Genomic DNA, 26,697 nt, shown 5'->3' with positions numbered 1-26,697 from the left:
CGCCGACCCGACAATCCGAGTGCGCACCCTCGCCGAACCAACGAGGATGGCCTCATGACCCAACCTGCCGACGCCTTGATCGTCGTGGACATGCAGACCGCGTTCGTATCGGGCGCGGGCGCGGTGCCCGGGGCGGATCGGCTGCTTGAGCGCGTGGGTGAGTTGTTGGAGCGGGCGCGTGCGGCGGGAGCGGTCGTCGTACATCTGCAGAACGACGGTCCGCCCGGTGCGGATGACGAGCCGGAGACGCCGGGGTGGGAGCTGTACCTGCCGGTGAAGCCTGGGCCGCGCGAGCACGTGGTACGGAAGCCGCGGGACGACGGCTTCGACGGGACCGCGCTCGGGGAGATCCTGGTCTCGGCCGGCGTACGGGCACTGGCCATCTGCGGCGTCATGTCCGAGATGTGCGTGGCCGCAACGTCGAAGACCGCGTTGGCGCGCGGCTATCGCGTAGTCCTCCCCCACGACGCCCACGGCACCTACGACATCCCCGCCGTCCCAGGGATCTCGGAGCAGATCCCGGCTCACGTCGTCTCCCGCGTAGCCGCCTGGTCCCTGGGCGACCAACCCGAAAACACCGTCCCCACCACAGCCGTCACATTCTCCTAGACCACTGCCCCTCATGTGGTTATGGCGGGGGGTGGGTTGTGGTGAGGGCTAGCTGGTGGTTGTGGTTGGTGACGGCGAGCGGGCCGTTGACGCTGGTGGTGGCGGTGCGGATGGTGTCGTGGGACAGGAGGTCGAGGGTTCTGGGGGCCGGGTGGCCGTAGTCGTTGTCGCGGCCGGCGGAGATGAGGGCCAACCGGGCGTGGGTGGCCGCGATGAACTCAGGCTCCTGCTGGGCGGAACCGTGGTGCGGAACCTTCAGTACGTCGGCACGCAGATCGACACCTGATGCGAGGACAGCTCGCTGCGACTCCGGCTCGAGGTCTCCGGTGAGCAAGATCCGGAGACCTGCGACCTCGACCATCATCGCGATGCTGGCGTTGTTCTCCGGCGAACCTTCATCCGACGAGGTCGCCGACGACGTACCGGGCGGTGGCAGGGCCGGCACCCGCGCCGGCCAGAGCGTCGTCCAACTCAGCTGACCGACCACCCGCTTCTCGTGGAACGCGACCGTCCGCAAGCCGATGCCGTGCTGCGCCGCAAGTCCGACCAGCCGGCTGTACTCCGCCCGCGGTGAGAAGTACGGCGTCACCTCGATCTCGTCGACCTTCCGCCCGTTCAGTACGCCGGCCAGCCCGCCGACATGATCGGCATGGAAGTGACTGAGTACGAGCACCGGGATGCGCTTGATCCCCAGGTCCCGCAGGCACCGATCCATCGCAGCCGGATCCGGCCCGGTGTCGACGACAACCGCCGTACCCTCGCCTGCTCTGAGCACGAGCCCGTCCCCCTGCCCGACATCACAGACCACGAAGAGCCAGTCGTCGGGCGGCCAACCGAGCGAGCCGACGGGACGCAGTACGACGACGGCCAGTACGACGACCGCCAGGATCATCGCGATCGGGCGCGCCAGGATGCGGTGCAGGCCAAGCACGAGGACCAGGCAGAGCAGGGTGAGGACGACGATCCCGACCACGGTTGCCGGCCAGGCGTTGGCGGCGCCCGGGAGGTCCGCGCCTTCGCGGGCGACCAGGATGATCCAGCGGGCAGGCCAGCCCGCGACCCAGCCGACCAGTTGAGCGAGTTCGGTGCTCAGCAAGGCGACTCCGGCCGCGATGAAACCGAGGATCGTCGCCGGACCGACCGCCGGGCCCGCCAGGAGGTTGGCGGCGACCGCGACCAGCGACACCTGTCCCGAGAGCCACGCGATTACCGGCGTACACGCCAGCTGAGCAGCAAGCGGACACGAGATCGCATCGGCCAGCCAACCCGGCAACCACCTCGCCAAAGCGTCACGCCAGCCGGGTCCGAGCAGGACAATGCCCGCGGTCGCGAGCACCGACAACGCGAACCCGGCCGAACGCGCCAACGAGGTATCGAGCAGCAGCAACACGATCACCGCAACCGACAGACTGCGTACGGCGCGGCGCCCGGAACCTCCGCTGGTCATCGCGGCTAGCGCGATCAGGCCCATCGCGGCCGCTCGCAGGACGCTCGGCTGTGGTCTGGCGAGGATGACGAAGGCCACGACCATGGCCACTCCGACCGCGGTCAGACCGCGGGCTCGCACTCCGGCCAGGCGTGCCAACGGGAGTACGAAGGTGAGCAACAGGGTGAGGTTCGTTCCGGATACGGCCGAGAGATGGGTTAGTCCGGTTGTCTGGAAGTCGGCGTTCAGCTCGGCGGAGACTCCGGAGACGTCGCCCATCACGAGTGCTGGGACGAGACCGCGGACGTCGTCAGGCTCTTTGGCGACGGCTTTGCGCAGGCCGGCCCGGACCTGCTCGGCGGCGCGCAGCCACCACGGTGGTTGGTCGATGATCCGTGGTGGTGAGCGGGTCGAGAGCATCGCGGCTACGTCGGAGCCGTCTTCGACGCCTTCCAACCTGCCGGTGGCGTCGACGTGCTGGCCGTATCTGACGGTCTGCCACTTGGCCGTGCCGATGACGAAGACCGGCGTACGGATGCGGGTGGTGGTTATGCCGGATGAGGCCGAGTGGGTGCGTACCTCCTCGATGGTTGCCTTGACGACGACGTACGGCGGGCGGCGGCTGGTGGTGCTTTGGCGAAGTGATGGGTCTCCTTCGATCTTGAGCCGGACGTTGACGGTCGCGAAGGCGGCGGCGAGCTCGCGAATCGGGCCGCTGCGGAGGGTCGCGGATTGGAGGGCGGCCGCGATGCCGAGTCCGGCGATCACGACTAGAGAGCCGGCTGTTGTCCAGCCGGTCGTTCGGCGGGGGTGGGTCGGCCTCCTGCGCAGGACGAGGCCGAGGATGACGGCGAAGGTGAGCGCGACGACGGAGACGACAGCGGCAGCAAGCGGACGCTGACCAACCAGCACCACCGCAGTCAGCCAGCCCACAGCAGCCGGCACCAACAACCGCACATCGAGCGGTTCACCCGCAGGCGCCTCGCCAGCAGCCGTGTCCACGGGTTCGCCGGCCGGTGGATCGTGCGGCTCGGCGGGTTGTGGGTTGGGGGTGGGGTTAGAGGTGGACATGGGGTTTTAGGGAGTCGAACTTTTTGGGGCCTACGCCGGGGACCTCCTGGAGTTGGTCGATGGTGGTGAAGGGGCCGTTCTGGGTGCGGTAGTCGAGGATGCGTTGGGCCAGGACGGGGCCCACGCCGGGGAGGGCGTCGAGTTGGGCGAGGGTGGCGGTGTTGAGGTTGACGGAGGCGGTGGATGGTCCGGTCGGGGTGGATGGGGTGGTTGCGGCTGGTGGGTTGGTGGGTGGGGGTTGGGTTGGCAGGCCGACGGTGATTTGTTCGCCGTCGGTTATTTGGCGGGCGAGGTTGAGGGTGGTGAGGTCTACGCCGGGGAGAGGGCCACCGGCTAGGGCTAGTACGTCGGCTACCCGGGAGCCGGTGGGGGCTCGGACGAGGCCGGGGCGGCGGACCTTGCCGGCGACGTACACGACGACGAGGGGTTGGCCGGGCGAGCCAGCGGTGCCTTGCGACTGGCCAGTGCCTGGCGACTGGTTCGCGCCCGACGACTGGTTCGTTCCCGGCGACTGGTTGGTGCCCGGCGGCTGGTTGGTGGGTGGTGGTTGGTTGGTGGGTGGTGGTTGGTTGGTGGCTGGTGGTTGGTTGGGGTCCGGTGAGGGGTTGGCTCCTGGCGATTGGTTGGTGCCGGGTTGGGCGACGGGTGAGCCGGTGGTGGCGATGGTGGGTTGGGTGGTGGGGAGGGTTTCGGGGCGGGCTCGGAGAAAGGTCCAGGCTGCCCAGGACAGGCCGATGGCCAGTACGGCGAGGAGGACCAGGACGTGGCGTGGGGTGAGGGTCCAGCGGGCGTCTCGGAGTCGTTCGGGCCGGATCTGTTCGGGTATCCATCCACCGCGCACCTCATCATCACGCTCCTCCGGGTAGTCGTCGCGAGGGTGTTCGCGGCGGGGGTCGGTCGGGTTGTGAAGGAGTTCGCCGCCGGGCCCGACGACCTGTTCGGGTTGGTTGGGCGCGAGGTCCGGCCGGGGGTGCGACGGCGGGTGGGCGGCGAGGCGGGCGAGGGCTCGCTCTCGGGCGCCTGGGTCGGGCGTGGGGGTACGGCGGAAGACCTTCACGCCCAGAGAAGGTACGAGTTCGCGACGCCTGCGAACCCACGACTTCGAACCTGTGGAGAACCGCCGACGGGCAGACGCGAGTTAGCGGGGGCTGACGACTACGGCTAGGAGGCCGGGGCCTACGTGGGCGCCGATGACGGCGCCTACTTCTCGGAGGACTACTTCTTCGGCTTTGGGGAGGCGAGTGGAGAGGTCGTCCGCCAGGGATTGGGCTTTTTCGAGGCTGGAGAGGTGGTGGACGGCCAGTTGGACCGGGGCGTCGCCGGCGCGTTGGACGGCTATGTCGGCGAGGCGGGCGATGGCTCGGCTGGAGGTTCTTACCTTTTCCAGGGGGACGATGCGGCCGCCGCTGATCGTGAGCAGCGGTTTGACGGCGAGCGCCGTACCGAGGAGGGCCTGGGCGGCGCCGATTCGGCCGCCGCGGCGGAGGTACTCGAGGGTGTCGACGTAGAAGTACGCCGAGGTGAACTTCATCGTGGCTCGGGCCGCGGCCTCGACCGCGGCGGCGTCCTCGCCGGCGGAGGCGGCGGCGGCCGCGGCGAGGACCGGGAAGCCGAGGCCCATGCCGAGCGAGCGGGAGTCGACCACGCGGACCGGGATCGGCGACTCCTTGGCGCCGATCATCGCGGCCTCGAAGGTGCCGGACATGTCGCCGGACAGATGGATCGACACCACCGCCTCGGCGCCGTCGGCGGCGCAGGCGGCGTACGTGTCGGCGAAGGTCTGCGGCGCGGGCCGGCTGGTCGAGACGGGCGTGAAGGTCTTGAGCGCCTCCGCGACGGCGTCGGCCGACGTGGCGCCGTCGTCGTACGACGTGCCGCCGATCACGACCTGGAGCGGTACGACGGTCAGCGGGTGGCGGAGGACCTCGTGCGTGGACAGGCCGGCCGTGGAGTCGGTGACGACCTGCACGCGGGCTGACATGCAGCGAGGTTACCGGACAGTTAATGTCGGAGCGCAGTGCCAGACTCCACAACATGAAGGAGACAGCGGCGGAAGTCACCGAGTTGCAGGAGTTGTTGGACGCGGCGTACGCCCAATCGACGCAGCATCTGCGGAACATCATCACGGGTCCGCGACGGCTCAATGCCGAGGAGCTGGTGGGGGTTCTGACCGGGATGTGCACGCTGAATCTGGCCACGGTGACGGCGCGGGGTGAGCCGCGGATCAGCGCGGTGGACGGACACCTCCTGCACGGCCGGTGGGTGTTCACGACTTCGGGGTCGGCGGCGAAGGCGAAGCAGCTGAAGAAGCGGCCCGCGGCGAGCATCTCGTACGTCGACGGTGAGCGGATCGGGGTGTTCAGCCACGGGGACGTCGAGTTCCTGACCGCGGAGCACCCGGACTTCGCGGAGATCGAGGATCATCTCACCAATCATTACGGCAGTTCACCGTCGAGCTGGGGTGACGACATCGTCTACTGCCGCTTGCAGCCCCACTGGATGGTCGGCTACGCGTTCGACAAGGCGGCAGTGGTAGGAGATTAGCGAGGTGAAGGCCACCCCTCCGAAGCCTTCACCTCGCTCGGGACCTGCGCCGGGCTGGTGACGTCCCCACGTGCGTCATCAGCCCGGCTCGTCCTGCTGACTCCCCCTGGTTGTCAGCTGAAGTTGATGGAGCCTCGACGAGCTACTCCCCGTATCCGGTACCGCGCAGGACCGGCCTTGACCGCGAGCTCGTCGAGGTTCCGGGAGGCCCCAGCGGCTGGCCCGCCGACGGGTGACCAAACCCGTCGGTTTACCCGTGCCGGCCGGGTCGTGGCACTCGTCCCCTGTGTCGTGTGCCTGACCCGCTGCTGGAACCCCGCCCCGGAAGCGGTGCCCTGACGGTGCACAGCGTCCGGTACAGGCAGGACAGATCCGCACTCCACAGCACCCCGGAGCTCTCGGCAGCCGCTCGGCGCCCCCACCAACCAGCCGCCGGATGCCCTCCGCGTCGCCTTCGCCGCGCTCGTCGGCAGTCCGGCGGTGGTCCATGGCCTCTTCATGGTTCACCACCCCTTCGCTGCCGTCGCCCGGTGTCGGACTCTGCTTCGTGGAACCTGCCCTACGGCTGTAATTCTTCGTCCGGCAGCCATGTCAGGACGAGGCAGATCAACCGGCAGTTACCCGGCAGCTTTCGCGGATCCGCGTCATAAAAGCCGTCGAGAGAGCGCTCAGGAAAGCGCAGCGAGTACGTCGTTGGCCAGCCGCTGTACTGCGGCCGCCGGATCCGGCTCAGGCCATCCATCCGCCGCCGAAGCGCTCTCACACGACTCCTGCAGCACCGCCCACGCCGTCGGGAGCATCGGCGGGTCCATCGACCGCTGCCACGCCAGCAACTGCCCGCACAAGGCGTCTCCCGCCTCCGACCGACCCAGCGCGTGCAGGACCGCCACAGCCTCCGGCAGTACTTCGAGCAGATACACGACCCGCCCTTCGAGCAGCAGCCGGTTCACGGCGTCCCGGATCGACACCTGTGCCTGCTCGACCTCACCTGCGGCACGCGCCAGCCGGGACCGGTACAGCATCACCAGGTAGTCGAAGTACCCGCGGTGGCCGCGGATGTCGGCGTCCGCCTGGTCGAGCAGCGCCCGGGCCTCGTCGTACCGGCCGTCGTGGAACTCGACCATCGCCAGACAGCCGGCGACCTTGGTCCGCTCCGGATCGTCCGACGCCTGGCTGTCGCGGGCCAGCACAGCCCAGTGACGTGCCTCGGGCAGGTTCCCCAGCTCCAGGTCGACCCGGCTGAGCGCCATGTAGGCGATCTCGTCCGGGTAGACGCCCGGATTGACCAGTGCGGCCTCCCACGCGAGCAGGAGCTCCTTGGCCTCCTCCAGTCGGCCCCAGCGCAGCAACGCGAGCCCACAGATCGCCTGCACGGTCGCTGAGCGCTGTACGTCGCCATGCTTGCGAGCGTCATCTACCAGCGCCGGGATCTCGGCCAGACTCTGTGTGTCGAGCAGATGCGAGCCGGACGACACCCAGCCGCCGCGAGCGACCAGCCCCATCTCGGTCTCGCCCGGGATCAGCGTGCGCGCCTCGCCGTAGTGCCGGCGCGCTCCACGGATGTCACCGGTCAGGCTGGACAGTCGTCCCGCGATCGCCAGCAGCCGACCGCTGATCTCCTTGTCGGACACGTTAGAAGCACACAGCGTCGCCCACCGGATCCCGCTCTCGGCCACACTCGCCTGGTACTGCCACGCGATCCGGAACCCGAGCACGATCCGCGCGGCCGCGTCCCACTCCCCCAGCTCAGCGGCACGCTCCAACGCCACCTCGAACAGCGCGGAGTTGGCATGCGCCGCCCGGTACTGCCGATCGCGGTCCGGCGACGACCACGCGCCCTCCAGCCCCGCGACGTACGTCGAACACCACGCGACCGCCCGGTCCCGGAACTCGATCAGGTCATCGCCCTGCGACGACAGGCCGGCATACGCGTGCTCGCGGATCGTCTCCAGCAGCTTGTACCGCGTGCCGTACAACTGCTCGAACTCGAGCACCGGCTGCAGCAGTGACTTCTCCACCAACTCGGCCAGCAGCATCGGTACGTCAAGGCCGTCGATCGGCTCGCCCGTACACACCCCGGCCACCGCCTCAAGCGTGAACGGGGAACCGAGCACCGAGCACCGGTAGAGCAACTGCCGCGCCGCATCGGACAGCGCGTCCACGCTCCACGCGATCGTGTCCGCGAGCGTCCGCTGATGCGGTGCACCGAACCGCCGCGGCCCCGACAGCAACCGGAACCGGTCGTCCAGCGCCGCAAGGATCGTCTCCACCGACAACGACCCCGCCCGCGCGGCCGCCAGCTCCAGCGCCAGCGGCAGGCCGTCCAACCGCCGGCACAGACGCGCCACAGTCGGAGCGTTCGCAGGTGTCAGGACGAAGCCGGGCCGCACCCGAGCCACCCGGCGGCAGAACATCTCCACGGCCGGCGACGCTGCGATCTCCTCGAAGTTCTCGTCGTTCGCCGGTACGCCGAGCACCTGCACCCGCCGTACGACCTCGTCCGGGAGGCCCAGTGGGATCCGCGACGTGACCAGCACGCCGACGCCCGGGAAGCTGCGGACCATCCGGTTGGCGACCGTGGCGACGCCGTCGAGCACGTGCTCGGCGTTGTCCTCGACGATGACCAGGTCGCCCGGCCGGCGACCGGACAGTACGTCGTCCAGGTCCGACGTCCCGGGCGCGGTGCCAAAGGCGTCGAGGATGGCCGACGGTACGGCGGCGTCGCGCTGAACCGTGGTCAGATCAACGACCACCACCGTCGTCTCCGCACCGGAGAACCGGTCAGCCGCTGCCAGGGCCAGCTCAGTCTTGCCGACCCCACCAGGACCGACGAGCGTGACAAGCCGGTTCTGCCGCAGCAGCGCCTCCAGCTCGAACAGCTCCTGCTCGCGGCCGACGAGCCCGTCCGGGATCGGCCGCGTGCCACGCCAGCGCAGCCCGGTCGGAGCGGCATCGGCCACCGAAACAACAGGCGGCTGGACGACGCGTCGCGCAGTACCGTGCCCGGCCGCAGCGAGGAACTGCGACGTGTCCTGCAGACCCAGCGCAGAAGCCAGCAGCCGGACCGAATCCTTTCGCGGCCGCGCGACCCGGCCGGCCTCGATCTCGCGGATCGAGCGCACACTCAGCCCGGCGCGGTCGGCCAGCTCCTCCTGAGACAGTCCGGCCTGGACCCTGAGGTCGAGCAACAGATCGGCGAAACCCCGCCGACCGTCAGCCCGGCCATCCGTGTCCGACACCGCCTGTCACCCCTCTGGAGGCCCCACGTTCCTGTCACAACATAGCGTGACAAGCGTGCTCGTGGCGGGACTGCCCGGCGTGCGGGATGCGGTCTGGGTCACACAAGTTGTTGACTGAGGCAACAAATCTGAGTCTGGAAAGGAATGGTTGCGGGATCAGAAATGCGCGTTTCAAGCAGTTGCGCGAACCGAGTGGGATTCATTTTCGGCGGCGTAGAGAGAAAGGATGCCGGACCAGTCGTCGATGCGCGCGCTGGTGTCCGCGCGACCGGCATCGGCATTCAGCAAGCTACCGTCGCAAACCCCTCGGGTGGCGCGAACCAGGAGCTCAACGGTGACGTCGCGCAAGGTGTCCAGGGCTGCCATGCGGCAATTCAAGCGGAGTCGTGTTTCGCAAACGTAACGCGATCCGCAACATCACGATAAGTCACCAAAATACGTTGGCCGACAGTTACCTAGTAGTCCACTAACCGGCCAGGAACGACAACCGGACATGCCGGTCGGGATTGTCGCGATTGGTGTCGACGAGGCAGATCGATTGCCACGTTCCGAGCGTCAGCCGGCCGCGCAGCACCGGAACCGTCGCGTACGGCGGAATCAGCGCCGGCAACACGTGGTCCCGGCCGTGGCCGGGCGAGCCGTGCCGGTGCCGCCAGTCGAAGTCGCGCGGCAGCAGGTCCTCGAGCACGGCCAGCAGGTCGCTGTCGCTGCCGGCGCCGGTCTCGAGGATCGCGACACCGGCGGTCGCGTGCGGGACGAAGACGTGCAGCAGCCCGTCGCCGCGCCCCGACACGAACTGGTCACACCGGCTCGTGAGGTCCATGACGACCTCACGAGCACCGGTGTGAACATCCAGTACGACGGAATCCATCAGGCCGGGACGATGTTGACCAGCTTCGGCGCCCGCACGATCACCTTGCGGGTACCGCGACCGTCCAGCGCCTTCTGCACCGCGTCGGAGTCCAGCGCCAGCTTCTCCAGGTCGGCGTCGGAGATGTCCGGCGAGACCTCCAGCCGGTCCTTCACCTTGCCGGCGACCTGGACCACGCAGGTGACCGTGTCCTGCACCAGCAGCGCCGGGTCGACCTTCGGCCAACCCGCTTTGGCGACGGTCGGCTCGTGGCCCAGCTCGGCCCACATGTCCTCGGCCGTGTACGGCGCGACCAGGCTCAGCAGGATCGACACCGTCTCGACCGCCTCGCGGACGGCCGGGTCGGCCGCACCCGGACCGGAGTCGATCGCCTTCCGGGTGGCGTTCACCAGCTCCATGATCCGGGCCACCATCACGTTGAACCGGTGCGAGTCGATCAGCTCGGCCGCGTCGGCCACCGTGCGGTGGGTCAGCTTGCGCAGCTCGACGTCGCCGGTCGAGGGATCCGACCCCAGCGGCGCTTCGACCGATGCCGCCAGCCGCCAGGCCCGCTGCAGGAACTTCAGCGAGCCTCCCGGCGACATGTCGGCCCAGTCGATGTCGTCCGCGGGCGGACCGGCGAACACCATCGTCAGCCGGACCGCGTCCACGCCGAACTCGTCGAGCATGTCGCCCAGGTTCACGCCGTTGCCCAGCGACTTGCTCATCGCCTTGCCCTTGTTGATCACCTGGCCCTGGTTCAGCAGCCGGGTGAAGGGCTCGACGGCGTTCAGCAGACCCATGTCGTGCAGCGCCTTGACGAAGAAACGCGCGTACAGGAGATGCAGTACCGCGTGCTCCTTGCCGCCGACGTACTGGTAGACCGACATCCAGCGGTCCGCCACCTCCTGGTCGAAGGCACCGTCGGTGTACTGCGGGGACAGGTAGCGCAGGAAGTACCAGGACGAGTCGACGAACGTGTCCATCGTGTCCGTGTCCCGCTCGGCCTTGCCGCCGCACTTCGGGCAGTCGACCTCGACCCACTCGCGGTCGGCCGCCAGCGGCGAGACGCCCTTCGGCTGCAGGTCCGCGCCGCGCAGGTCGGGCAGCTCCATCGGTAGCTGGTCGTCCGGCACCGGCACCTCGCCGCAGGACGGGCAGTGGATGATCGGGATCGGGCAGCCCCAGTACCGCTGGCGGCTCAGCAGCCAGTCGCGCAGGCGGTAGTTGATCGTCCGCTCGCCCAGGCCCTTGGCGTCCAGCCAGTCGATGATCCGCGACTTCGCGTCGGCGACGTCCAGCCCGTCCAGGCTGATCTCGTCGTTCGCGCTGTTGATCGCGGCGCCCTCACCGGTGTACGCCTTGCCGTCGAAGTCGGCAGGCGGCTGCACGGTGCGGACGATCGGCAGGCCGAACTTCTCCGCGAACTCCCAGTCGCGGGTGTCCTGGCCGGGCACGGCCATGATCGCGCCGGTGCCGTAGTCGGCCAGCACGTAGTCCGCTGCCCAGATCGGGATCCGCTGCCCGGTCACCGGGTTGATCGCGTACGACCCCAGGAAGACGCCGGTCTTCTCGCGCTCGGTGCTCAGCCGCTCGATCTCGGTGGACGCCTTGACGGCGGTCAGGTACTCGTCGAACGCGGCCTGCTGGTCCGGAGTGACCAGCTCGGCAGCCAGCTTCGCATCCGGCGCGACCACCATGAAGGTGGCGCCGAACAGCGTGTCCGGACGGGTGGTGAAGACCTTGATCGGCTCGTCACGACCCTCGACCTGGAAGCTCGCGAACGCGCCCTCGGACCGGCCGATCCAGTTGCGCTGCATCAGCAGGATCTCTTCCGGCCACTGCAGCAGCTCCATGTCGTCCAGCAGCCGCTGCGCGTACTCCGTGGTCTTGAAGTACCACTGGGTCAGCTCGCGCTTGGTGACCTCGTGGCCGCAGCGCTCACAGCGTCCCTGGATGACCTGCTCGTTCGCCAGCACGGTCTGGTCGTGCGGGCACCAGTTGACGTACGACGCCTTGCGGTACGCCAGGCCGCGCTCGTACAGCCGCAGGAACAGCCACTGCGTCCAGCGGTAGTACTCCGGGTCCGAGGTGTGCAGGCGACGGGACCAGTCGAAGCTGATCGCATACCGGCGGATCGACTCGGCCTGGGTCTCGATGTTGGCGTAGGTGAACGTCGCCGGGTGCTCGTTGCGCTTGATCGCGGCGTTCTCGGCGGGCAGGCCGAAGGAGTCCCAGCCGATCGGGTTCAGCACGTCGTACCCCTGCTGGAACCAGTAGCGGGCCAGCACGTCGTGCAGCGCGAACACCTCGGCGTGGCCCATGTGCAGGTCGCCGGACGGGTAGGAGAACATCGTGAGGGCGTAGCGACGCTCCGCGGAGCCGTCGTCCTTCGCCTTGAACGGGTCCAGCTTCTCCCACACCGGACGCCACTTGGCCTGCATGGCGTTGAAGTCGTAGCCACCCCGGTCGATCGGAGTGTCCTCCACCTGCTCGCTCACGGTCCTACTCCATACTTCGTGTGTTTTGTTGAGCCTTAATGTGCCAGACGGCACCCGAGACATAAAAAAGCCCCTCACGCAGGAGGGGATGCCGTACTGACCGCGCCAGTACGGCTAACTAAGGAGCAGGCTCACTCGCATGTGACCAGAATACCACTGCCGGTGGTACCAACCGGGCAGCCCGCGACGGCAACTGGGCAGACCTCGTCCCTGGACCACCTGTCCGGGCAGGTCCGACAAGCCGGGGCCGGATGTGACCGACTTCCAGTTCAACCGGTTCGTGAACGACACGGTGACGCCGCGGTTTCCGGACGGGCTGACTGTGCTGGCCGGCAACGGGCAGTGGAAGGACGGCAGCGGGCAGATCGTGAAGGAGCGGTCGAAGGTCGTCGTCTTCCTGTATCCGGTCGACGGCGCGCAGGACAGCAGCAAGAAGATCGAGGAGATCCGCAGCGTGTACGAGAAGAAGTTCCAGCAGGAGTCCGTACTCCGCACCGACTCCACGGAGCAGGTGTCGTTCTAGGGCATGTCTCCCAATCCCCCGCCGTAGCGAGCAGGTGCTCGGTGCGGTGCATCGGCGTGCGGGGGCGAAGGGGTCGATGCGGAGCATCGTTCCCTTTGCACCCGTGCGGCGAGGTGCCGTGCCGAGTGCCGCGCAGTAGGCGCGGGATTGGGAGACATGCCCTAAATGAACTCTGTGCCGCCGGCGCGGCGGTGGTCGCCGGGGGTGCGTCCGTACTTGCGGCGGAAGGCTGTGGAGAACGGACGGACGTCCGAGTAGCCGCAGGCCCGCGCTACGTCGGTGATCGTCAGTGTGGGATCCAGGAGAAGCTGGGCAGCCAGCTCGAGACGTAGGCGGCGCAGCGTCGACATGATCGACGCACCGGTCTGCTGGGTGAACAGGCGCTCGGCGTGACGCTCCGAGAGATGGGCGGCCGCTGCTACATCCCTGACAGTGATCGGCCGGGACAGGTTGTCGCGGAGGTGACGCTGCATCGCCTCCACCACCAGCGGACTCCTGTCCTTGCGGACAGGTTCAACAGCTAGGTCCTCGTCGAGAGCGAATGCACGGGCCGTCTCCAGAACCAGAGTGGCGCCAAGGGCGCCGAGTGCGGTGCTGTAGCCGGACACCGGCGCAGCCGCCTCGGCGGCGAGCGCCGTGATGAGAGCCGGCAACGAGCCGACCCGATCCGACACCACCGGCCCGTCGGCCCGAGTCAGCCCCGACCACCAACCGGAAAGGTCCGGAACCGCCGACCGTCGGTCTGCGGCAGGGTGGGATTTCGTGTCCCCCGTTCGGACGCCGGAGGCGGCCGGGCGGAAGGTGAAGCCCCAGAAGGCGATTCCGAGGGGCGAGGTGTGGGAGGACTCGATTTCGTGTACGTCGCCGGGGCGGGCGAGGAAGACGGAGCCGGGGGTGACGTCGTAGCGGACGTCTCCGGAGTTGAAACGCCCCTCCCCGGTGTACGCGAGGCAGACCTCGTGGAAGGAGTGGGTATGCCAGTAGTTGCGCCAGTACTCCGGCCGGTAGTGACCCCAGCTGAGGAAGTCCGCGTGGAAGCCGTCGACCTCGCAGGACTCCAGTAGTCCCGCGAGGTCGACGAACCGATCCGCCGCTGCGACGGATGCAAGACTCAAACAGCACTCCTGCCGGTCGGGTCGACCCCTCGCAGCATCATGCCCTGACCGAGCGACCAGTCGTGGGTCTTGACCGCCGGCGGGTCCGACGGGTCGCGGTACTGGATCAGCCAGGTCGTGCGGGCCTCGTCGCTCACGTTCACCCCGGACCCGTGGACGGTGAAGTAGCTGAAGAAGAGGACGTCGCCCGCCTCGGCCGGCTGCGGCGTCGCCTCCTCGAAGGCCGGCTCGAGCAGGTGGTACGACCCTTCGGCCTCATGCTCGCGCGGACCGGCCTTGTGGCTGCCCGGGATGACCCGCACGCACCCCTTCTCCACCGGAGCGTCGTCGAAGTGGAAGATCGCCGCCCCGACCCGGTGGTAGGTGTGCGGGAAGAACGGGTAGTCCTGGTGCAGCGGGAACGGCGAACCGTTCTCCGGCGGCTTCACGAACAGCTTGGTGTGGTGCAGTTGCACGTTGTCCACACCCATCACCGCGGCGGCCACGTCGGTGAACCGCGGGTCCACCAGCAGCTTCGAGAACGCCGCGTCGTAGAACTGCGCGTCGTGTAGGTGCTGCAGCTTGGTCGGCGCCTCGGTCATCCCCCGGGCGGCGCCCCAGGTGGGGTCGTCGGACCGGTTCAGCTGGGCCAGCAGGTCGTGGCTGCGCTGCCGGTAGGACGCCGCTTCTTCCTTGCTGAGCAGGCCTTTCACCAGTACGAAGCCTTGCTCGGCGTACTGCTGTGCCGCGGTCGACAGGTCGGGCCTGTCAGAAGTGATCGTCATCTCGAAGTTCCTCCTGATCGGGTACTTCGAGAGTAGGAAACATCGGCGCCCGGCAGCAGGATCGCAAGAGACGCCGATGTTTCTCAAACGGACACGGTCACTCTTCCTCGACCGGTACGGCGATCGGCCGCAGCCGGGCCCATAGCACGAACAGGGCCGCGAACACGAGCATCCCGATGCCGCCCCAGAGGTTGATGTTGATACCGGCGGCCTTGTCGATCTCCGGCTGCTTCTCGACGATGCCGAGGATCGTCAGCACCACACCGTAGATGCCGACCAGGGCCGCGATCACGATCCGGATGTCGAAGGCACCGGCCTTCTTCTTGTCTGCCATCTCGAAGGCTCCCTCAGGCGAAGATGATGTTGAGGACGATGGTCAGCGCGAGTGAGATCCCGGCCAGCAGGACCGGCTTGCGGTACCAGCCGCCGTCGCCCGCGACCGCCACCTCGGTGCGCTGTTCCTTCGGCGTCAGCGAGTACACCAGACCGACCAGCTCGGTATCCCGCTTCGGGATCGTCATCAGGCTGACCACCACGCTGATCACGATGTCGACCACGAAGGCCGCACCCGCACCGACGAAGCTGGCGCCCTGCCCGGGCAGGTTGATCACGCCGTTCTCCGAGAGGATGAACACCAGGATCGCGGTCCCCGTACCGCTGACCAGACCGATCCAGCCGGCCGTCGCGGTCATCCGCTTCCAGAACATACCGAGGATGAACGTGGCGAACAGCGGTGCGTTGAAGAACGAGAACAGCTGCTGCAGGTAGTCCATCAGGTTGCTGTAGCCGGAGGCGATCGCGGCCGTGCCGATCGCGACCAGCGTGCCGGCCACCGTCACGATCCGGCCGGTTCGCAGGTAGAACTCGTCCGGCCGGTCCTTGATCAGGTACCGCTCGATGATGTCGTACGACATGACCGTGTTGAACGAGCTCAGGTTGGCCGCCATACCGGCCATGAACGACGCCAGCAGACCGGTGATGGCCAGGCCGAGCATGCCGTTCGGCAGCAGGTCGCGCATCAGCAGCAACAACGCGTCGTTGTAGTCGACGTCGCCAGTCCCGTTCGCCTTGAACTGCGCCATCTCGGGCACGATCACCGCGGCGATGATGCCCGGGATGATCACGATGAACGGGATGAACATCTTCGGGAACGAACCGATGATCGGCGTACGCCGGGCCGCGGACATGTTCTTCGAGGCCAGTGCGCGCTGGACCTCGGTGAAGTTCGTCGTCCAGTAACCGAACGAGAGCACGAAACCGAGACCGAAGACGATGCCGATCACCGACAGGAAGCTGTTGCTGAAGCCGCTCAGTGCGTTACCCGGCCAGGCCGACATCTGCTCCGAACCGCCCGGCGACGCGCTCACCTTGTCGACCAGGCCCTGCCAGCCGCCGACCTTGTGCAGGCCGACCAGCGTCAACGGCAGCAGCGCGGCGACGATCACGAAGAACTGCAGGACCTCGTTGTAGATCGCCGCGGACAGGCCGCCGAGGGTGATGTAGCTCAGAACGATGGCCGCGGCAACGATCACCGACACCCAGATCGGCCAGCCGAGCAGCACGTTCACGATGGTGGCCAGCAGGAACAGGTTCACGCCCGCGATCAGCACCTGCGCCAGGGCGAAGCTGACCGCGTTCACCAGGTGCGCGGGTTTGCCGAACCGGCGCAGCATGAACTCCGGCACGCTGCGGACCTTCGAGCCGTAGTAGAACGGCATCATCACGACGCCGAGGAACAGCATCGCCGGGACCGCGCCGATCCAGAAGTAGTGCACGGTCGGGATGCCGTACTGCGCACCGTTGGCCGACATGCCCATGATCTCGATCGCGCCGAGGTTGGCCGAAATGAAGGCCAGGCCGGTCACCCAGGCGGGTAGCGAGCGGCCGGACAGGAAGAAGTCCAGGCTGCTGGAGACCGCGCGTCTGGCCAGGTACCCGATGCCGAGCACGAAGACGAAGTACAAGGCGATGATGATGTAGTCGATCGCCGTGGCATCCAGTCTCAGGATGGATTGTTGCGGAAGCATCGCCCCTCCGGATCGTCGAGTGTGACGCATCGTGGTGTTACCGGTGAGGAACGTTACTCCTACTTTCAACCAAGCGGGCGGCGACACCGGCGCCCGACGGTTCTCCACCCGGATCTCCACCCTTGGTCGGTCCTCTGTAGAGACCGGACAGACCTACCGTCCGTGACATGAGCTTCGGAACGTTACCCAACGCACTCGTCGTCGTCGCCGTCGTCGTCCTCGTCCTCGCCCGGCGGCTGTCCTGGTCCGAGCTGGAGAATTCCGACACCGACGTCTGGCGCGGGCCGCTGATCCTGATGGGGGCCGGGGTCTATCAGCTGTACGACCGGCACACCGGCCTCGGCTTCATCGACGTCGTCCTGCTGGTCATCGGCGCCGCGGTCGCCCTGATCGCCGGCACCGCCTCCGGCCGGGTCGCCCAGGTCGAGCGGCGCGCCGGGAAGGTGTTCTTCCGGCTCGGGATGCCCGGACTCGGCATCATGGTGGCCTACCTGGTCGTCCGCCTCGGGCTGGCGGGAGTCGGGCACCTGCTCGGCGCCTCGATGTCCGGCGGCCCTGCGCTGATGGTCTCGATGGGTGCGAACCTGTTGACTCAGTCCGTGGTCATCCAGAACAAGGCCCATCGCGAGGCGGAGGAGTACAGCACCCGGTGAACCTGAAGGCGCTGCTGCCGACGCGGCCGCACGGCGAGAGCGGCTGGGTCGGCCGTGTCCTCACCGCCGGCGTCGTGGTCGCCGTACTCGCGACCGCACGCCCGGCGGACGCCTGGGTCTGGGTTGTCCTGAGCGTCAGCTTCGTCGTCTTCGCGGTCGGCTCGGTGCTGATGGCGTCTCGCCCGTACGCCGCGCTCGTGCTGCTTTCCGCGGTCGCCGTGGTCAACGCCCTGATCGCCGGCTACCCGCAGTCGAACTCGCTGGCCCTCGTGCTGGTCGCGATCACCGACATCGCCGTGATCGACTTCCAGCGGCACGGCAACCGGCCGATCGTTGCCGCGGGCATCGGTGTGATGGCGGCGTACGCCGGGTCGGCGTGGTGGTTCGGCCAGCCGGACACCTGGTACTTCACGCAGTTGCTGTGGACGGCCGTCCTCGTCGCGTTCGGGTTGAACCGGCGGCAGTACGAGGTCCAGGCCCGGCAGACCGAGCAGTTGCTCGAGCAGACCCGATTGGCGCAGAGCGAGCACGCCCGGGCGGCCACGCTCGAGGAGCGCGGGCGGATCGCGCGGGATCTGCACGATGTACTCGCGCATTCGCTGGGTGCGTTGAGCGTTCAACTCGAGGTGGCCGAGGCGTTGCTCGACGAGCGCAGTGATGTGGATGGAGCGTTGGAGCGGGTACGGCGGTCGCGGCGGCTCGCCGTACAGGGACTGACGGAGGCGCGGAACGCAGTCGCCGCGCTGCGGGCCGACTCCGTGCAGGACCTGGCGCAGGCGGTCGCTGCGCTGGCGGAACAGCACGAGAACGACCACGGTACGGCGGTGCGGCTGAGCGTCACCGGTACGGTCGAGCGGACCGACTCCGGGGTGACCGTTGCCTTGCTCAGCGCTGCCCGGGAGGCGCTGACGAACGCGGCTCGACACGCAGCCGGTCAGCCGATCCGGATGGAGCTCGCCTACTCGGCCGGCGTGCGGCTGTCCGTGCGGAACAAGGGGGCGACAGGTGGCGAAGGTTTCGGGCTCGCCGGGATGCGCGAGCGGCTGGCCCTGGTCGGTGGGACGCTGACGGCGGGTCCGGACGGGGACGACTGGCTGGTGGTCGCGGAGGTGCCGAATGAGTGATGCGATCCGTGTGGTGGTGGCGGACGATCAGCAAGTCGTGCGTGAGGGTCTGGTGGCGCTGCTCGGGCTCATCGACGGAGTCGAGGTCGTCGGCGCTGCTGCGAACGGTGTCGAGGCCGTCGAGCTGGTTGCCGCTCTGGTTGCTGAGGGCAACGTTGACGTGGTGTTGATGGATCTGCGGATGCCGGTCCTCGACGGCACGCAGGCGACGGCCCGGATCACGGCCGACTTCCCGGACGTCGCCGTACTGGTGCTGACGACGTACGCCGATGATTCCTCGATCGCGAACGCCCTGCGTGCCGGGGCGCGCGGGTATCTGACCAAGGACGCCGGGCGTGCCGAGATCGGCGCCGCGCTGCGGTCGACCGCTGCCGGGCAGTCCACGTTCGATCCCGAGGTGTCGAAGCGTTTGATCGCGGGGCTCGCGCCCGAGTCGGCCGGCAGCGACGGACTGACGGCGCGGGAGACCGAGGTACTGCGGTTGATCGCGCGGGGGCTGAGCAATCCGGAGATCGCCGGGAAGCTGTTCATCAGCGAGGCGACCGTGAAGACGCACATCAACAACACGTTCGCGAAGATCGGCGCCAGGCATCGCGCGGAGGCAGTCCGGTACGCCTATCGCAAGGGGATCGCGTCAGATTCGTAGCTCGGCGACGACCGGGCGGTGGTCGCTGCCGGTGGGCTTCATCACCCAGGCCTTGGTCGGTGTGACGCCGCGCACGAGGATGTGGTCGATGCGGGCCATCGGGAACTTCGACGGCCAGGTGAAGCCGAACCCGGTCCCTGCCGCGCCTTGCGCCGAGCGCAGCCCGGCCGTCAGCGGGGCGAGGCTGCGATCGTTCGCCGTACCGTTGAAGTCGCCCATCACGATCACGCCGGCCAGCTTCTCGTCCGCGATCTGCCGGCCGAGCGCCTTGATCGTGTTGTTGCGCTGGTCGGACGTGAAGCCGCTCGTGCCGACGCGGACGGAGGCGAGATGGGCGACGTACACCGCGACCTTGCCCTCCGGCGTACTGACCTCGGCCCGCAGCGCGCGGGTCCACGCGAACCCGACGTCGACCGACTTGGTCTCCACCACCGGGTACTTCGACCACAGAGCGACGGTGTCGCGGGACACCTGGTACGGGTACTTCGAGGCGAAGGCGGCCTTGTAGACCTTGAGGTCCTGCGTGGTGAGCTCCTCGAGCGCCATCACGTCCGCGTCGGCGCCGAGCAGGTCGTCCGCGGTCGCCTTCGGGTCCGGGTTCGCGGCGTCGACGTTGTGGGTGAGGACGCGCAGGTCGTAGGCGCCGCCGGAGCCCTTGCCCGGGAGCAGCAGGTCGCCGAACATCACGCCCCACACCAGTGCCGGGACGAGGAGAGCGACGCCGGCGGTCGCAGAACGGCGTACCAGAGCTGCGACGGCGAGGACCGGCACGGCCAGGCCGACCCAGGGGAGGAACGTGTCGAGCAGGCTGCCGAGGTTGCCGATCGAGTTCGGAACGTAACGATGGAAGATCAGCGTGGCCGCGGACAGGACCGCCAGCAGCGCGATGAACCATCCACGGCGCCACATACCGCCCTTCCTCCGGCGGCGCGAACTGCTGCGCGACGGCGGAGGTTTGCGGGTGGCGACTGCGGTCTGGCGGTCCGGCATGCAGCGATTGTTGCGGACACCGGGGCCGGACCAAAGTCCGTGCGCGGTCAGGTACGGCGATTTCATCCGTCCGGAGGACCGTTCCGACCGTTCTGATGAGGAATCCGTGAGAGCTCTGGTGTCGCTGCGTGACAGCGCCGACAATGCCCGTATGCCGTCAGCGCACCAACTCAGCGAGCCGTTCGTCGTCAAACGCCACGGAATCGGTACGACGACGACCGCGCTCGCGCTCGGGACCGTGGTGTTCGGGCTGATGGTGGTGATGACGCTGGGGATCGTCGTGGTGCAGTCGATCCGCGGAGAGTCTGTGCGGGAGCCGCTGGAGGCTGTGTGGCTGGCATGGGGTGGTACGCCGTTGATCTTCGCGGTCGGGCTGCCGATCTTGCTGGTGGTGGGGGCGATCACGGCGCTGGAGGAGCGGCGTGAGTCGGACGATGACGACGTACTGCTGACTGTTGACGACTCGGGGATCTATTTGGGTGGGGAGCAGCCGCGGGCGATTCCTTGGGGTGAGATCCGCGGGGTGTGCCGGTTGGAGCGGCATGAGGTCAACGACGAGGGCGACGAGACGTGGGAACCGAGGCTGGTTGTGATGTTGCTGGACGAGGAGGCGCTTCCTCGCAGTACCAAGGCGTGGGGGCCGTCGTGTCCTTGGCCAGGTAGCCACGAGATTCTCGGCCGATCTCTCCCGTACGACGAACTCGTGAGCGCTGTCGCCCAACGCGCCCCCCACATCCAAGTAACCAACCGCGGCCGCGTCGACGACTGAGTTCGGCGCAGGGTGCAGTGGTGGTTGCCTGGAGCAACGGGACAGGGACAGCTTGGCGTTCCTGTAGCTGGTAGGCGATCTGGTGGCACAGCTGGTCAAGCGCCGCGCGAAACGCGGAGGGTCGTTCCTGTCCCCGGGAGCTGCAAGGATGGCCGGGTGGAGCGCAGGAGTGCGGGTGACGACGGGGCTGGGCGTGCGCGCGGCCCGGCAACCACCCCGCGCCCGCGGGCTGTCGACGTACAAGGCGCCGCCGAGCACAACCTGCGCGACGTTGATGTGACCTTCGGCCCCGGGCTGACCGCGGTTGTAGGGGTGTCGGGGTCCGGAAAGTCGTCGTTGGCCTTCGACGTGGTCTATGCGGAGGCGCGGCGGCGACTGCTCGAGTCGTTGGCGCTCGGGGGAAACACTGCGAGGGTTCCCGCTGCTCGAGTTCGGCACATCGAAGGGCTGGGGCCGGCTGTCGCCGTGGCTCAGAATGTGCTCAATCGGAACCCAGCCTCGACAGTGGCGACATCGGTCGGCCTGCACCCGTTCCTGCGGATCTTGTACTCGCGGTTCGCTGAGGTCGAGTGCCCAAACTGCCACGTGCCCGTCCGGGCGCTCTCGGCCGAGGAACGCCTGACCGTCGCTCTGGACATGCTCGCCGGCAACGGCGCCCTCGACGTCGAGGTGGCGATCGTGCGCGGGCTGGTAGGAAGTCACGCGCGTCTGCTCGCCGGTATCCGAGGACAGTTCGCCCACGTCACCGTCGACGGCCGTCCCCGCTCAGCCACCTCCAGGGCACGGCTCGACCCGGCGCTCCCCCACGACATCGTCGTACGTGTGGCCACCCTTCAACCCGGTATGTCGGCCGCCGAGGTCCGGGCGACGCTGGAACAGGCCGATGCGTTGGGCAGGCCCGAAGTGCTGCTCGGTGGTACTCCGGTGCTGCGGGCGCCGATCTGTCCGCAGTGTGGCGCGTGGGTCCGGCCGCTCGCGCCGTCGGCGTTCCGCGGTGACAACGACACCTCGTCGCACCGCATCGCCGGCGTCACGCTTCAGGAGCTGACAGCGCGATCGGTGACCGAAGTGCTCGATTTCGTGCAGGAGCTCGAACCACGCGCTCGACGCCTCCAGGACGAGCTGCTGCGACGGCTGCGTCCGCTGCAAGAGCTCGGTCTGGGGTACCTCGCGCTCGACCGGTCGATGCCGACGCTGTCGCGCGGCGAGGCGCAACGGACCCGGCTCGCCGTCGTACTGTCGGGCCGCCTCGAAGATCTGCTGCACGTCCTCGACGAGCCGACGATCGGGTTGCACCACAACGATCTGCGTCGGCTGCTCGACGCCATCGCCGCGCTCCCCGGACCGGTGCTGATGGTCGAACACGACCCACAGGCCGTCGCCATGGCCGACGACGTCGTCGAGATCGGGCCGGGCGGTGGAGACGGCGGCGGACGGCTGGTCTTTCAAGGCCCTCCGGCGGACCTCTGGCGAGCCGGCACGGCCTCGGGCATCGGCTTCTCTGCCGGAGTACGCCGACAGCGAGCGCAACGCCCGGTGTCCAACGATCGGATCCGCGTCACCGGCGCAAACCTGCGCAACCTCCACGCCGTCGACTGCGAGATCCCGCTCGGATCGCTGACCGTGATCACCGGGCCGTCAGGAGCAGGCAAGACCACCCTCTCCCGGGAAGTGCTGCTGGCGTCGCTCCGCGAGCGTGGCCCGGTCGGATGTGCAGCGTTCGACGCGCCGGCGACACGCGCCCGGGCCGTGGATCAGGCTCCGCTGGGCAACAACCCGCGGTCGAACCCGGCGACGTACAGCAAAGTGCTCGACCGGATCCGCGACGTCTTCGCGAACGAGACCGGGCGCTCGCCGTCGGACTTCACCTTCAACCGGGCAGAGGGTGCGTGCCCGGACTGTGAGGGGATGGGATCGGTCGCGATCGGCATGACCAACCTGGCGCCGATCTGGATTCCGTGCGAGGCCTGTGACGGTCAGCGCTACCGTCCCGAGGTCCTCGAGGCGACCTGGGCGGGCCGGTCGATTGCCGACGTACTGGCTCTGAGCATCGACGAAGCCACTGCGGTGTTCGCCGACCACCCCTCGGTGATCCGGATCCTGCAACCCCTGCAAGAGGTCGGGCTTGGTTATCTGACCCTCGGGCAGCCGTCTCCGAGCCTGTCCGGCGGGGAAGCTCAACGCGTACGGCTCGCCCGCGAGGTGGCCAAGGCGCGGTCCGGCGACCTCGTGCTGCTCGACGAACCCACGACAGGTCTGCATCCCGGCGACCTGGATCGGTTGCTCGCAGTACTCGACCGGTTGACCGGTAACGGCTGCACGGTGGTCGTCGTCGAACACCAGCCTGACGTGATCGCCGCGGCCGACTGGCGCATCGATCTGGGGCCGGGCGGCGGACCCGACGGCGGACGTCTGCAGCATTGCGGCCCACCTGTCGCCGACAAACAGCCGCCGGTGCGGCCTCGAGCGCATCCGCGCACAGACCGTCGGTCCAGCAATGCGATCCAGGTGCGAGGCGCCCGCGCGCACAACCTGCAGGGAGTGGACGTCGATTTCGCCAAGGACCGGTTCACCGTCGTCACCGGCGTTTCGGGCTCAGGCAAGTCGTCGCTGGTCCACGACGTGCTCGAGTCGGAGGCGACCAGGCGGCTGCTCGAATGCCTGTCCGTGTACGAGCGGCAGTCGGTGCGCGAGGGACCGGAGGCGCCGGTCGACTCCCTGACCGGTCTGGGTACGACGATCAGCATCGACTCATCGGGCCTGAACTACGACGGCCGCGGACCGGGCGTCTACGTCTGGGATGCCGACCGGGTGACCGTCGGCCGATCCAGCGACCTCGACCGCCTGCTCGCCGTGATCATCGCGAAGGCCGGCGTCCGAACGTGCCTGGCCTGCGGACGCGAGACCGTACGCCGGACGTCCCCGAAGCCCGAGTCGCCGTGGAGTTGCAGCGATTGCGAGACCGGCGCGGTGCCGATCGAGCCGCGGCATCTGGTCGGATCACCCGTGTCGACCTGCCCGCACTGCCTGGGTCTCGGTGTCGAGCGAGAGTTCGAATTCGCCAAGCTGATCGTGAATCCGGACGCGCCCGTCTACGGCGGCGTCTTCGGCGGCATGCTGGCCTGGTTCGGCACAACCACCGGCGAGGAGCCGCCGATCCGTGCGCTGGCCGAGCGCTACGGGTTCGACTTCGATCGCACTCCCTGGAAGGAGTTGAGTGACGAGGCCCAGCACGCCGTTCTGTACGGCGACGCGTCCTGGCGCGGGTTGAACTCGTGGGCCGCGAACGACGTCGGCGGTACGGTCTCGACCGCGTCTCCGTGTCGCGAGTGCGGTGGCCGGCGGCTGCGTACGGCGTACCTGACGATCCGCCTGCACGGACTCGCGCGCGACGAGTTGTTCGCAAGCTCGCTCGCCGAACTGGACGACGTACTGACGTCGATGGCGGCGCCCGACGATCCGCAGGCCGCGGAAGCCCGGACCACCGCGTTGCATCGGCTCGGCTTCCTCCGGGCGGTCGGGCTGGGCTACCTCCAGTTGAACCGCTCGACGTGGACGCTGTCGGCCGGTGAGGCGCAACGGATCAAGCTCGCGTCGGTGCTCGGCGACGGACTGGTCGGCATGACGGTGCTGCTGGACGAGCCATCGAGGGGCCTGCATCCGTCTGAAGTAACGGCCCTGGCCCGGACACTGACCGAATTGCGGGCCGCAGGCAACACTGTGATCGCCGTCGAGCACGACCCGATCATCATCCGCGCGGCCGACGAGGTGATCGAGATCGGCCCCGGTGCCGGGCCGTCGGGCGGTCGCTTGGTGGGTCTGGACAGCGCGCGGTCGGTGACGCGCGCGATCCTGGACGGGCAGGTGCCGGCGGTACGCCGCGAGCGCCGGCGTGAACCGACCGGTTGGATGAAGGTGACCGGGGCCCGTGAGAACAACCTCGACGCGCTCGACGCCGACGTACCCCTCGGCGTGCTGGTCGGCGTCTGCGGAGTGTCCGGGTCGGGGAAGTCGTCGTTGGTCGTCGACACGGTTGCACTGGGTCTCGCTCGGCCGAAAACCAACATTCCCGGCCGCGGTGTGATCCGCGTCCGGCCCGGCGATCACGACGCCATCTCCGGTGCGCCAACACGAACGGTCGTCGCCGACCAGTCCCGCGCCGAGATCGCCTCGCCAGGCATGTTCCTCGGGCTCATCAGCGCAGTCCGGAAGCAGTTCGCGGCCAGCGAGGCCGCGATCGAGCAGGGCCTCACGGTCAAGGACCTGACGTACAACTGCGATGCCTGCAAGGGCAAAGGCGTGTGGCAGCAGGACATGTCGTTCCTGCCGTCGGTGGGCCAGACCTGCGATGCCTGCGGCGGATCCGGGTATCGCCGCGAGGCCGCCGCCCTGCTCGATCGGGGCCGGAGTCTGGTCGACATCGAAGCGCTCACGATCGCCGAGCTGGTCGACGAGTGGGGCGACGTCGACGCCGTACGACGGGTGGGCGGCGCGGCCGTCGAACTCGGGCTCGGCTATCTCGTACTGCGGCAACCGGGCTGGAGCTTGTCGGGCGGCGAGGCGCAGCGGCTCAAGCTTGCCAAGGAGTTCGCCCGGACGACCAAGGCAGCCTTGTACGTGCTCGACGAACCGACGGTCGGATTGCAGGCCACGGATGTCGCAGCACTGGTCGGGGCGCTTGACGCACTCGTTGCTGCTGGCAACAGCGTGCTCGTGGTCGAACACGATCCGGCCTTCCTCGCCGCGTGCGACTGGCTCATCGAGCTCGGCCCTGGTGCGGGGCCTGACGGCGGCCGGATCGTCTTCGAAGGTCCGCCCGACGCTCTTGTGGAAGCAGCCACCGCTACCGCGCCCTATCTTCGGGAGGTGCTGTCATGAACGTCGGCACCCTGCTGCTCGGAGACCCGTCGGTTTCGCTGCGATGGCGGGCGGCGCGCGAACTGGAAGGCGCCGACGACGCCGAGGTTGCCGCGTGGCGTGCCGAGATTGATCAGAGTTCGGCGATCGATGCACTCGTCTCGCGGCTAGCGGCAGCCGGGCCTTATGACGCGGGCCATCTGCTCTGCCAGCTGGCGTACCTCGGGTATCGCGGGCCGGCGATGGCGGCCGCGGTGGAGAGGATGTTCGCCGTACAGCGGGCGGATGGCTCGTGGTCGGTTCCAGGTCCGATCGAAGGTCCTCGCTTCATCACGATGCACACCGCCGTACCGCTGCGTGGGATTGCCGCCGCTGGGTTCGCTGAGGATTCCCGGGCTGAGCTTGCCTATGAATGGTTGCTGGGTGTCCGTCTGCAGGACGGGTCGTGGCCGGCAGGTCCGAAGGCGGATCTTGGCGAGGCGGGCGGTGCTATCCCGCCTGAGAAGGAGTACCGGCGGCTGGCGCGCGGGCTCGGTTGCCGATCGGCGACGACCGGCGCTGTCGCCTGCCTGGCGATGCATCCCGAGCGACGGCGATCCGACGCCGCGCGGATCGGCGTCGACCACCTACTCGCCCGCGAGACCCGGGACGCGTCGACGATCGGTTGGGAGGTGTCGCGGCTGGTCGGTCTCGAACGTGCGATGGGTCAGGTCACGTTCTACGCCACCTTCGATCTCGCGTTCCTGCTCGACCTTGCGTCCCGCTGCGGCGTCTCGCTCCAGGATCGCCGGGTGCACGACCTGGTCGACTACCTCGAGGGGCTGCGCGGCCCGTACGGCCTGTGGCAGCACCCCGTCCATCCGCAGCTCGCCGGCTGGCTGACCCTCGACCTCGAGACCAGCCTCCACCGCCTCAAGTCCGGCGACTGGATCGGCAACGACGAGCCCGCCGACTTCACGCCGCACCAGCGCGGACGACGGCGGTACTAG

21 protein-coding genes are annotated in these 26,697 nt (G+C 68.4%); 9 read left to right on the top strand and 12 right to left on the bottom strand.

Annotated features, from left to right (window positions below; all coding sequences use genetic code 11):
• Positions 1-54 precede the first annotated feature (54 nt).
• Positions 55-609, top strand: coding sequence for an isochorismatase family protein (locus ABT313_RS09590; protein ID WP_350850536.1), 555 nt, complete (start codon positions 55-57; stop codon positions 607-609).
• 19 nt (positions 610-628) lie between these two features.
• On the opposite strand, the gene ABT313_RS09585 is transcribed toward ABT313_RS09590, so the two are convergent.
• The 3 genes from ABT313_RS09585 to ABT313_RS09575 form a co-directional block, all read right to left on the bottom strand.
• Positions 629-3,037 (bottom strand): ComEC/Rec2 family competence protein, encoded by a 2,409-nt coding sequence (locus ABT313_RS09585; RefSeq protein ID WP_350850534.1) that lies wholly within the window; start codon positions 3,035-3,037, stop codon positions 629-631.
• A gap of 55 nt (positions 3,038-3,092) precedes the next feature.
• Entirely contained in the window at positions 3,093-4,163 is a 1,071-nt protein-coding gene (locus tag ABT313_RS09580) for a ComEA family DNA-binding protein (protein ID WP_350850532.1), read from the bottom strand.
• Between the two features lie 81 nt (positions 4,164-4,244).
• A complete protein-coding gene (locus ABT313_RS09575; RefSeq protein WP_350850530.1) occupies positions 4,245-5,087 on the bottom strand; it encodes a DegV family protein in 843 nt (280 codons plus the stop codon).
• Between the two features lie 53 nt (positions 5,088-5,140).
• Between ABT313_RS09575 and ABT313_RS09570 the strand changes: the two genes are divergently transcribed.
• Positions 5,141-5,650 carry a pyridoxamine 5'-phosphate oxidase family protein gene (locus ABT313_RS09570; protein WP_350850529.1) on the top strand — a complete coding sequence of 170 codons (510 nt, stop codon included), beginning with the start codon at positions 5,141-5,143 and terminating at the stop codon, positions 5,648-5,650.
• Between the two features lie 668 nt (positions 5,651-6,318).
• On the opposite strand, the gene ABT313_RS09565 is transcribed toward ABT313_RS09570, so the two are convergent.
• The 4 genes from ABT313_RS09565 to leuS form a co-directional block, all read right to left on the bottom strand.
• The gene (locus ABT313_RS09565; RefSeq protein WP_350850527.1) at positions 6,319-8,889 is read right to left on the bottom strand and encodes an ATP-binding protein; all 2,571 of its coding nucleotides are present in this window, start codon (positions 8,887-8,889) and stop codon (positions 6,319-6,321) included.
• 171 nt (positions 8,890-9,060) lie between these two features.
• Entirely contained in the window at positions 9,061-9,255 is a 195-nt protein-coding gene (locus ABT313_RS09560; RefSeq protein ID WP_350850526.1) for a hypothetical protein, read from the bottom strand.
• 100 nt (positions 9,256-9,355) lie between these two features.
• Complete coding sequence (locus ABT313_RS09555; protein ID WP_350850524.1) at positions 9,356-9,760, bottom strand: YjbQ family protein; 405 nt, start codon at positions 9,758-9,760, stop codon at positions 9,356-9,358.
• Entirely contained in the window at positions 9,760-12,240 is a 2,481-nt protein-coding gene (gene leuS / locus ABT313_RS09550) for a leucine--tRNA ligase (protein ID WP_350850522.1), read from the bottom strand. Before leuS ends, ABT313_RS09555 begins: the two co-directional genes overlap by 1 nt.
• A gap of 193 nt (positions 12,241-12,433) precedes the next feature.
• Here leuS and ABT313_RS09545 point away from each other — a divergent pair, with 193 nt between their 5' ends.
• Positions 12,434-12,763 carry a DUF3574 domain-containing protein gene (locus tag ABT313_RS09545; protein WP_350852103.1) on the top strand — a complete coding sequence of 110 codons (330 nt, stop codon included), beginning with the start codon at positions 12,434-12,436 and terminating at the stop codon, positions 12,761-12,763.
• Between the two features lie 161 nt (positions 12,764-12,924).
• On the opposite strand, the gene ABT313_RS09540 is transcribed toward ABT313_RS09545, so the two are convergent.
• The 4 genes from ABT313_RS09540 to ABT313_RS09525 all read right to left on the bottom strand — a co-directional run bounded on the left by ABT313_RS09540 (position 12,925) and on the right by ABT313_RS09525 (position 16,669).
• Positions 12,925-13,878, bottom strand: a complete 954-nt coding sequence (locus tag ABT313_RS09540) for a helix-turn-helix domain-containing protein (RefSeq protein WP_350850520.1) — start codon at positions 13,876-13,878, stop codon at positions 12,925-12,927.
• Positions 13,875-14,642, bottom strand: coding sequence for a phytanoyl-CoA dioxygenase family protein (locus tag ABT313_RS09535; protein WP_350850518.1), 768 nt, complete (start codon positions 14,640-14,642; stop codon positions 13,875-13,877). Before ABT313_RS09535 ends, ABT313_RS09540 begins: the two co-directional genes overlap by 4 nt.
• Positions 14,643-14,739: 97 nt before the next feature.
• On the bottom strand, positions 14,740-14,976 hold the full coding sequence (locus tag ABT313_RS09530; RefSeq protein WP_350850516.1) for a hypothetical protein: 237 nt from the start codon (positions 14,974-14,976) through the stop codon (positions 14,740-14,742).
• Positions 14,977-14,989: 13 nt separating this feature from the next.
• Positions 14,990-16,669, bottom strand: a complete 1,680-nt coding sequence (locus ABT313_RS09525; protein WP_350850514.1) for a sodium:solute symporter family protein — start codon at positions 16,667-16,669, stop codon at positions 14,990-14,992.
• A gap of 167 nt (positions 16,670-16,836) precedes the next feature.
• Here ABT313_RS09525 and ABT313_RS09520 point away from each other — a divergent pair, with 167 nt between their 5' ends.
• The 3 genes from ABT313_RS09520 to ABT313_RS09510 are packed head-to-tail and all read left to right on the top strand — an operon-like array spanning position 16,837 to position 19,092.
• Positions 16,837-17,322 carry a hypothetical protein gene (locus tag ABT313_RS09520; protein WP_350850512.1) on the top strand — a complete coding sequence of 162 codons (486 nt, stop codon included), beginning with the start codon at positions 16,837-16,839 and terminating at the stop codon, positions 17,320-17,322.
• Entirely contained in the window at positions 17,319-18,446 is a 1,128-nt protein-coding gene (locus tag ABT313_RS09515) for a sensor histidine kinase (protein ID WP_350850510.1), read from the top strand. The genes ABT313_RS09520 and ABT313_RS09515 overlap by 4 nt, the downstream gene beginning before the upstream one ends.
• Positions 18,439-19,092, top strand: a complete 654-nt coding sequence (locus tag ABT313_RS09510) for a response regulator (protein WP_350850508.1) — start codon at positions 18,439-18,441, stop codon at positions 19,090-19,092. The genes ABT313_RS09515 and ABT313_RS09510 overlap by 8 nt, the downstream gene beginning before the upstream one ends.
• Here the strand turns inward: ABT313_RS09510 and ABT313_RS09505 are convergent.
• Entirely contained in the window at positions 19,081-20,001 is a 921-nt protein-coding gene (locus ABT313_RS09505; RefSeq protein WP_502883973.1) for an endonuclease/exonuclease/phosphatase family protein, read from the bottom strand. The two genes, ABT313_RS09510 and ABT313_RS09505, sit on opposite strands and share 12 nt — an antisense overlap.
• Positions 20,002-20,233: 232 nt before the next feature.
• Between ABT313_RS09505 and ABT313_RS09500 the strand changes: the two genes are divergently transcribed.
• From ABT313_RS09500 to ABT313_RS09490, 3 genes are all read left to right on the top strand, one after another.
• On the top strand, positions 20,234-20,851 hold the full coding sequence (locus ABT313_RS09500; RefSeq protein ID WP_350850504.1) for a hypothetical protein: 618 nt from the start codon (positions 20,234-20,236) through the stop codon (positions 20,849-20,851).
• A 156-nt stretch (positions 20,852-21,007) separates the two neighbouring features.
• Positions 21,008-25,729 carry an ATP-binding cassette domain-containing protein gene (locus tag ABT313_RS09495; protein ID WP_350850502.1) on the top strand — a complete coding sequence of 1,574 codons (4,722 nt, stop codon included), beginning with the start codon at positions 21,008-21,010 and terminating at the stop codon, positions 25,727-25,729.
• The gene (locus tag ABT313_RS09490) at positions 25,726-26,697 is read left to right on the top strand and encodes a hypothetical protein (RefSeq protein WP_350850500.1); all 972 of its coding nucleotides are present in this window, start codon (positions 25,726-25,728) and stop codon (positions 26,695-26,697) included. Before ABT313_RS09495 ends, ABT313_RS09490 begins: the two co-directional genes overlap by 4 nt.

Origin of the sequence: Kribbella sp. NPDC000426, assembly GCF_040300265.1 — a bacterium.
In the GTDB taxonomy this organism is placed as follows: Bacteria; Actinomycetota; Actinomycetes; order Propionibacteriales; family Kribbellaceae; genus Kribbella.
The sequence above is the reverse complement of the archived record's forward strand: the minus strand, read 5'-3'. Positions and strand labels throughout refer to the sequence as shown.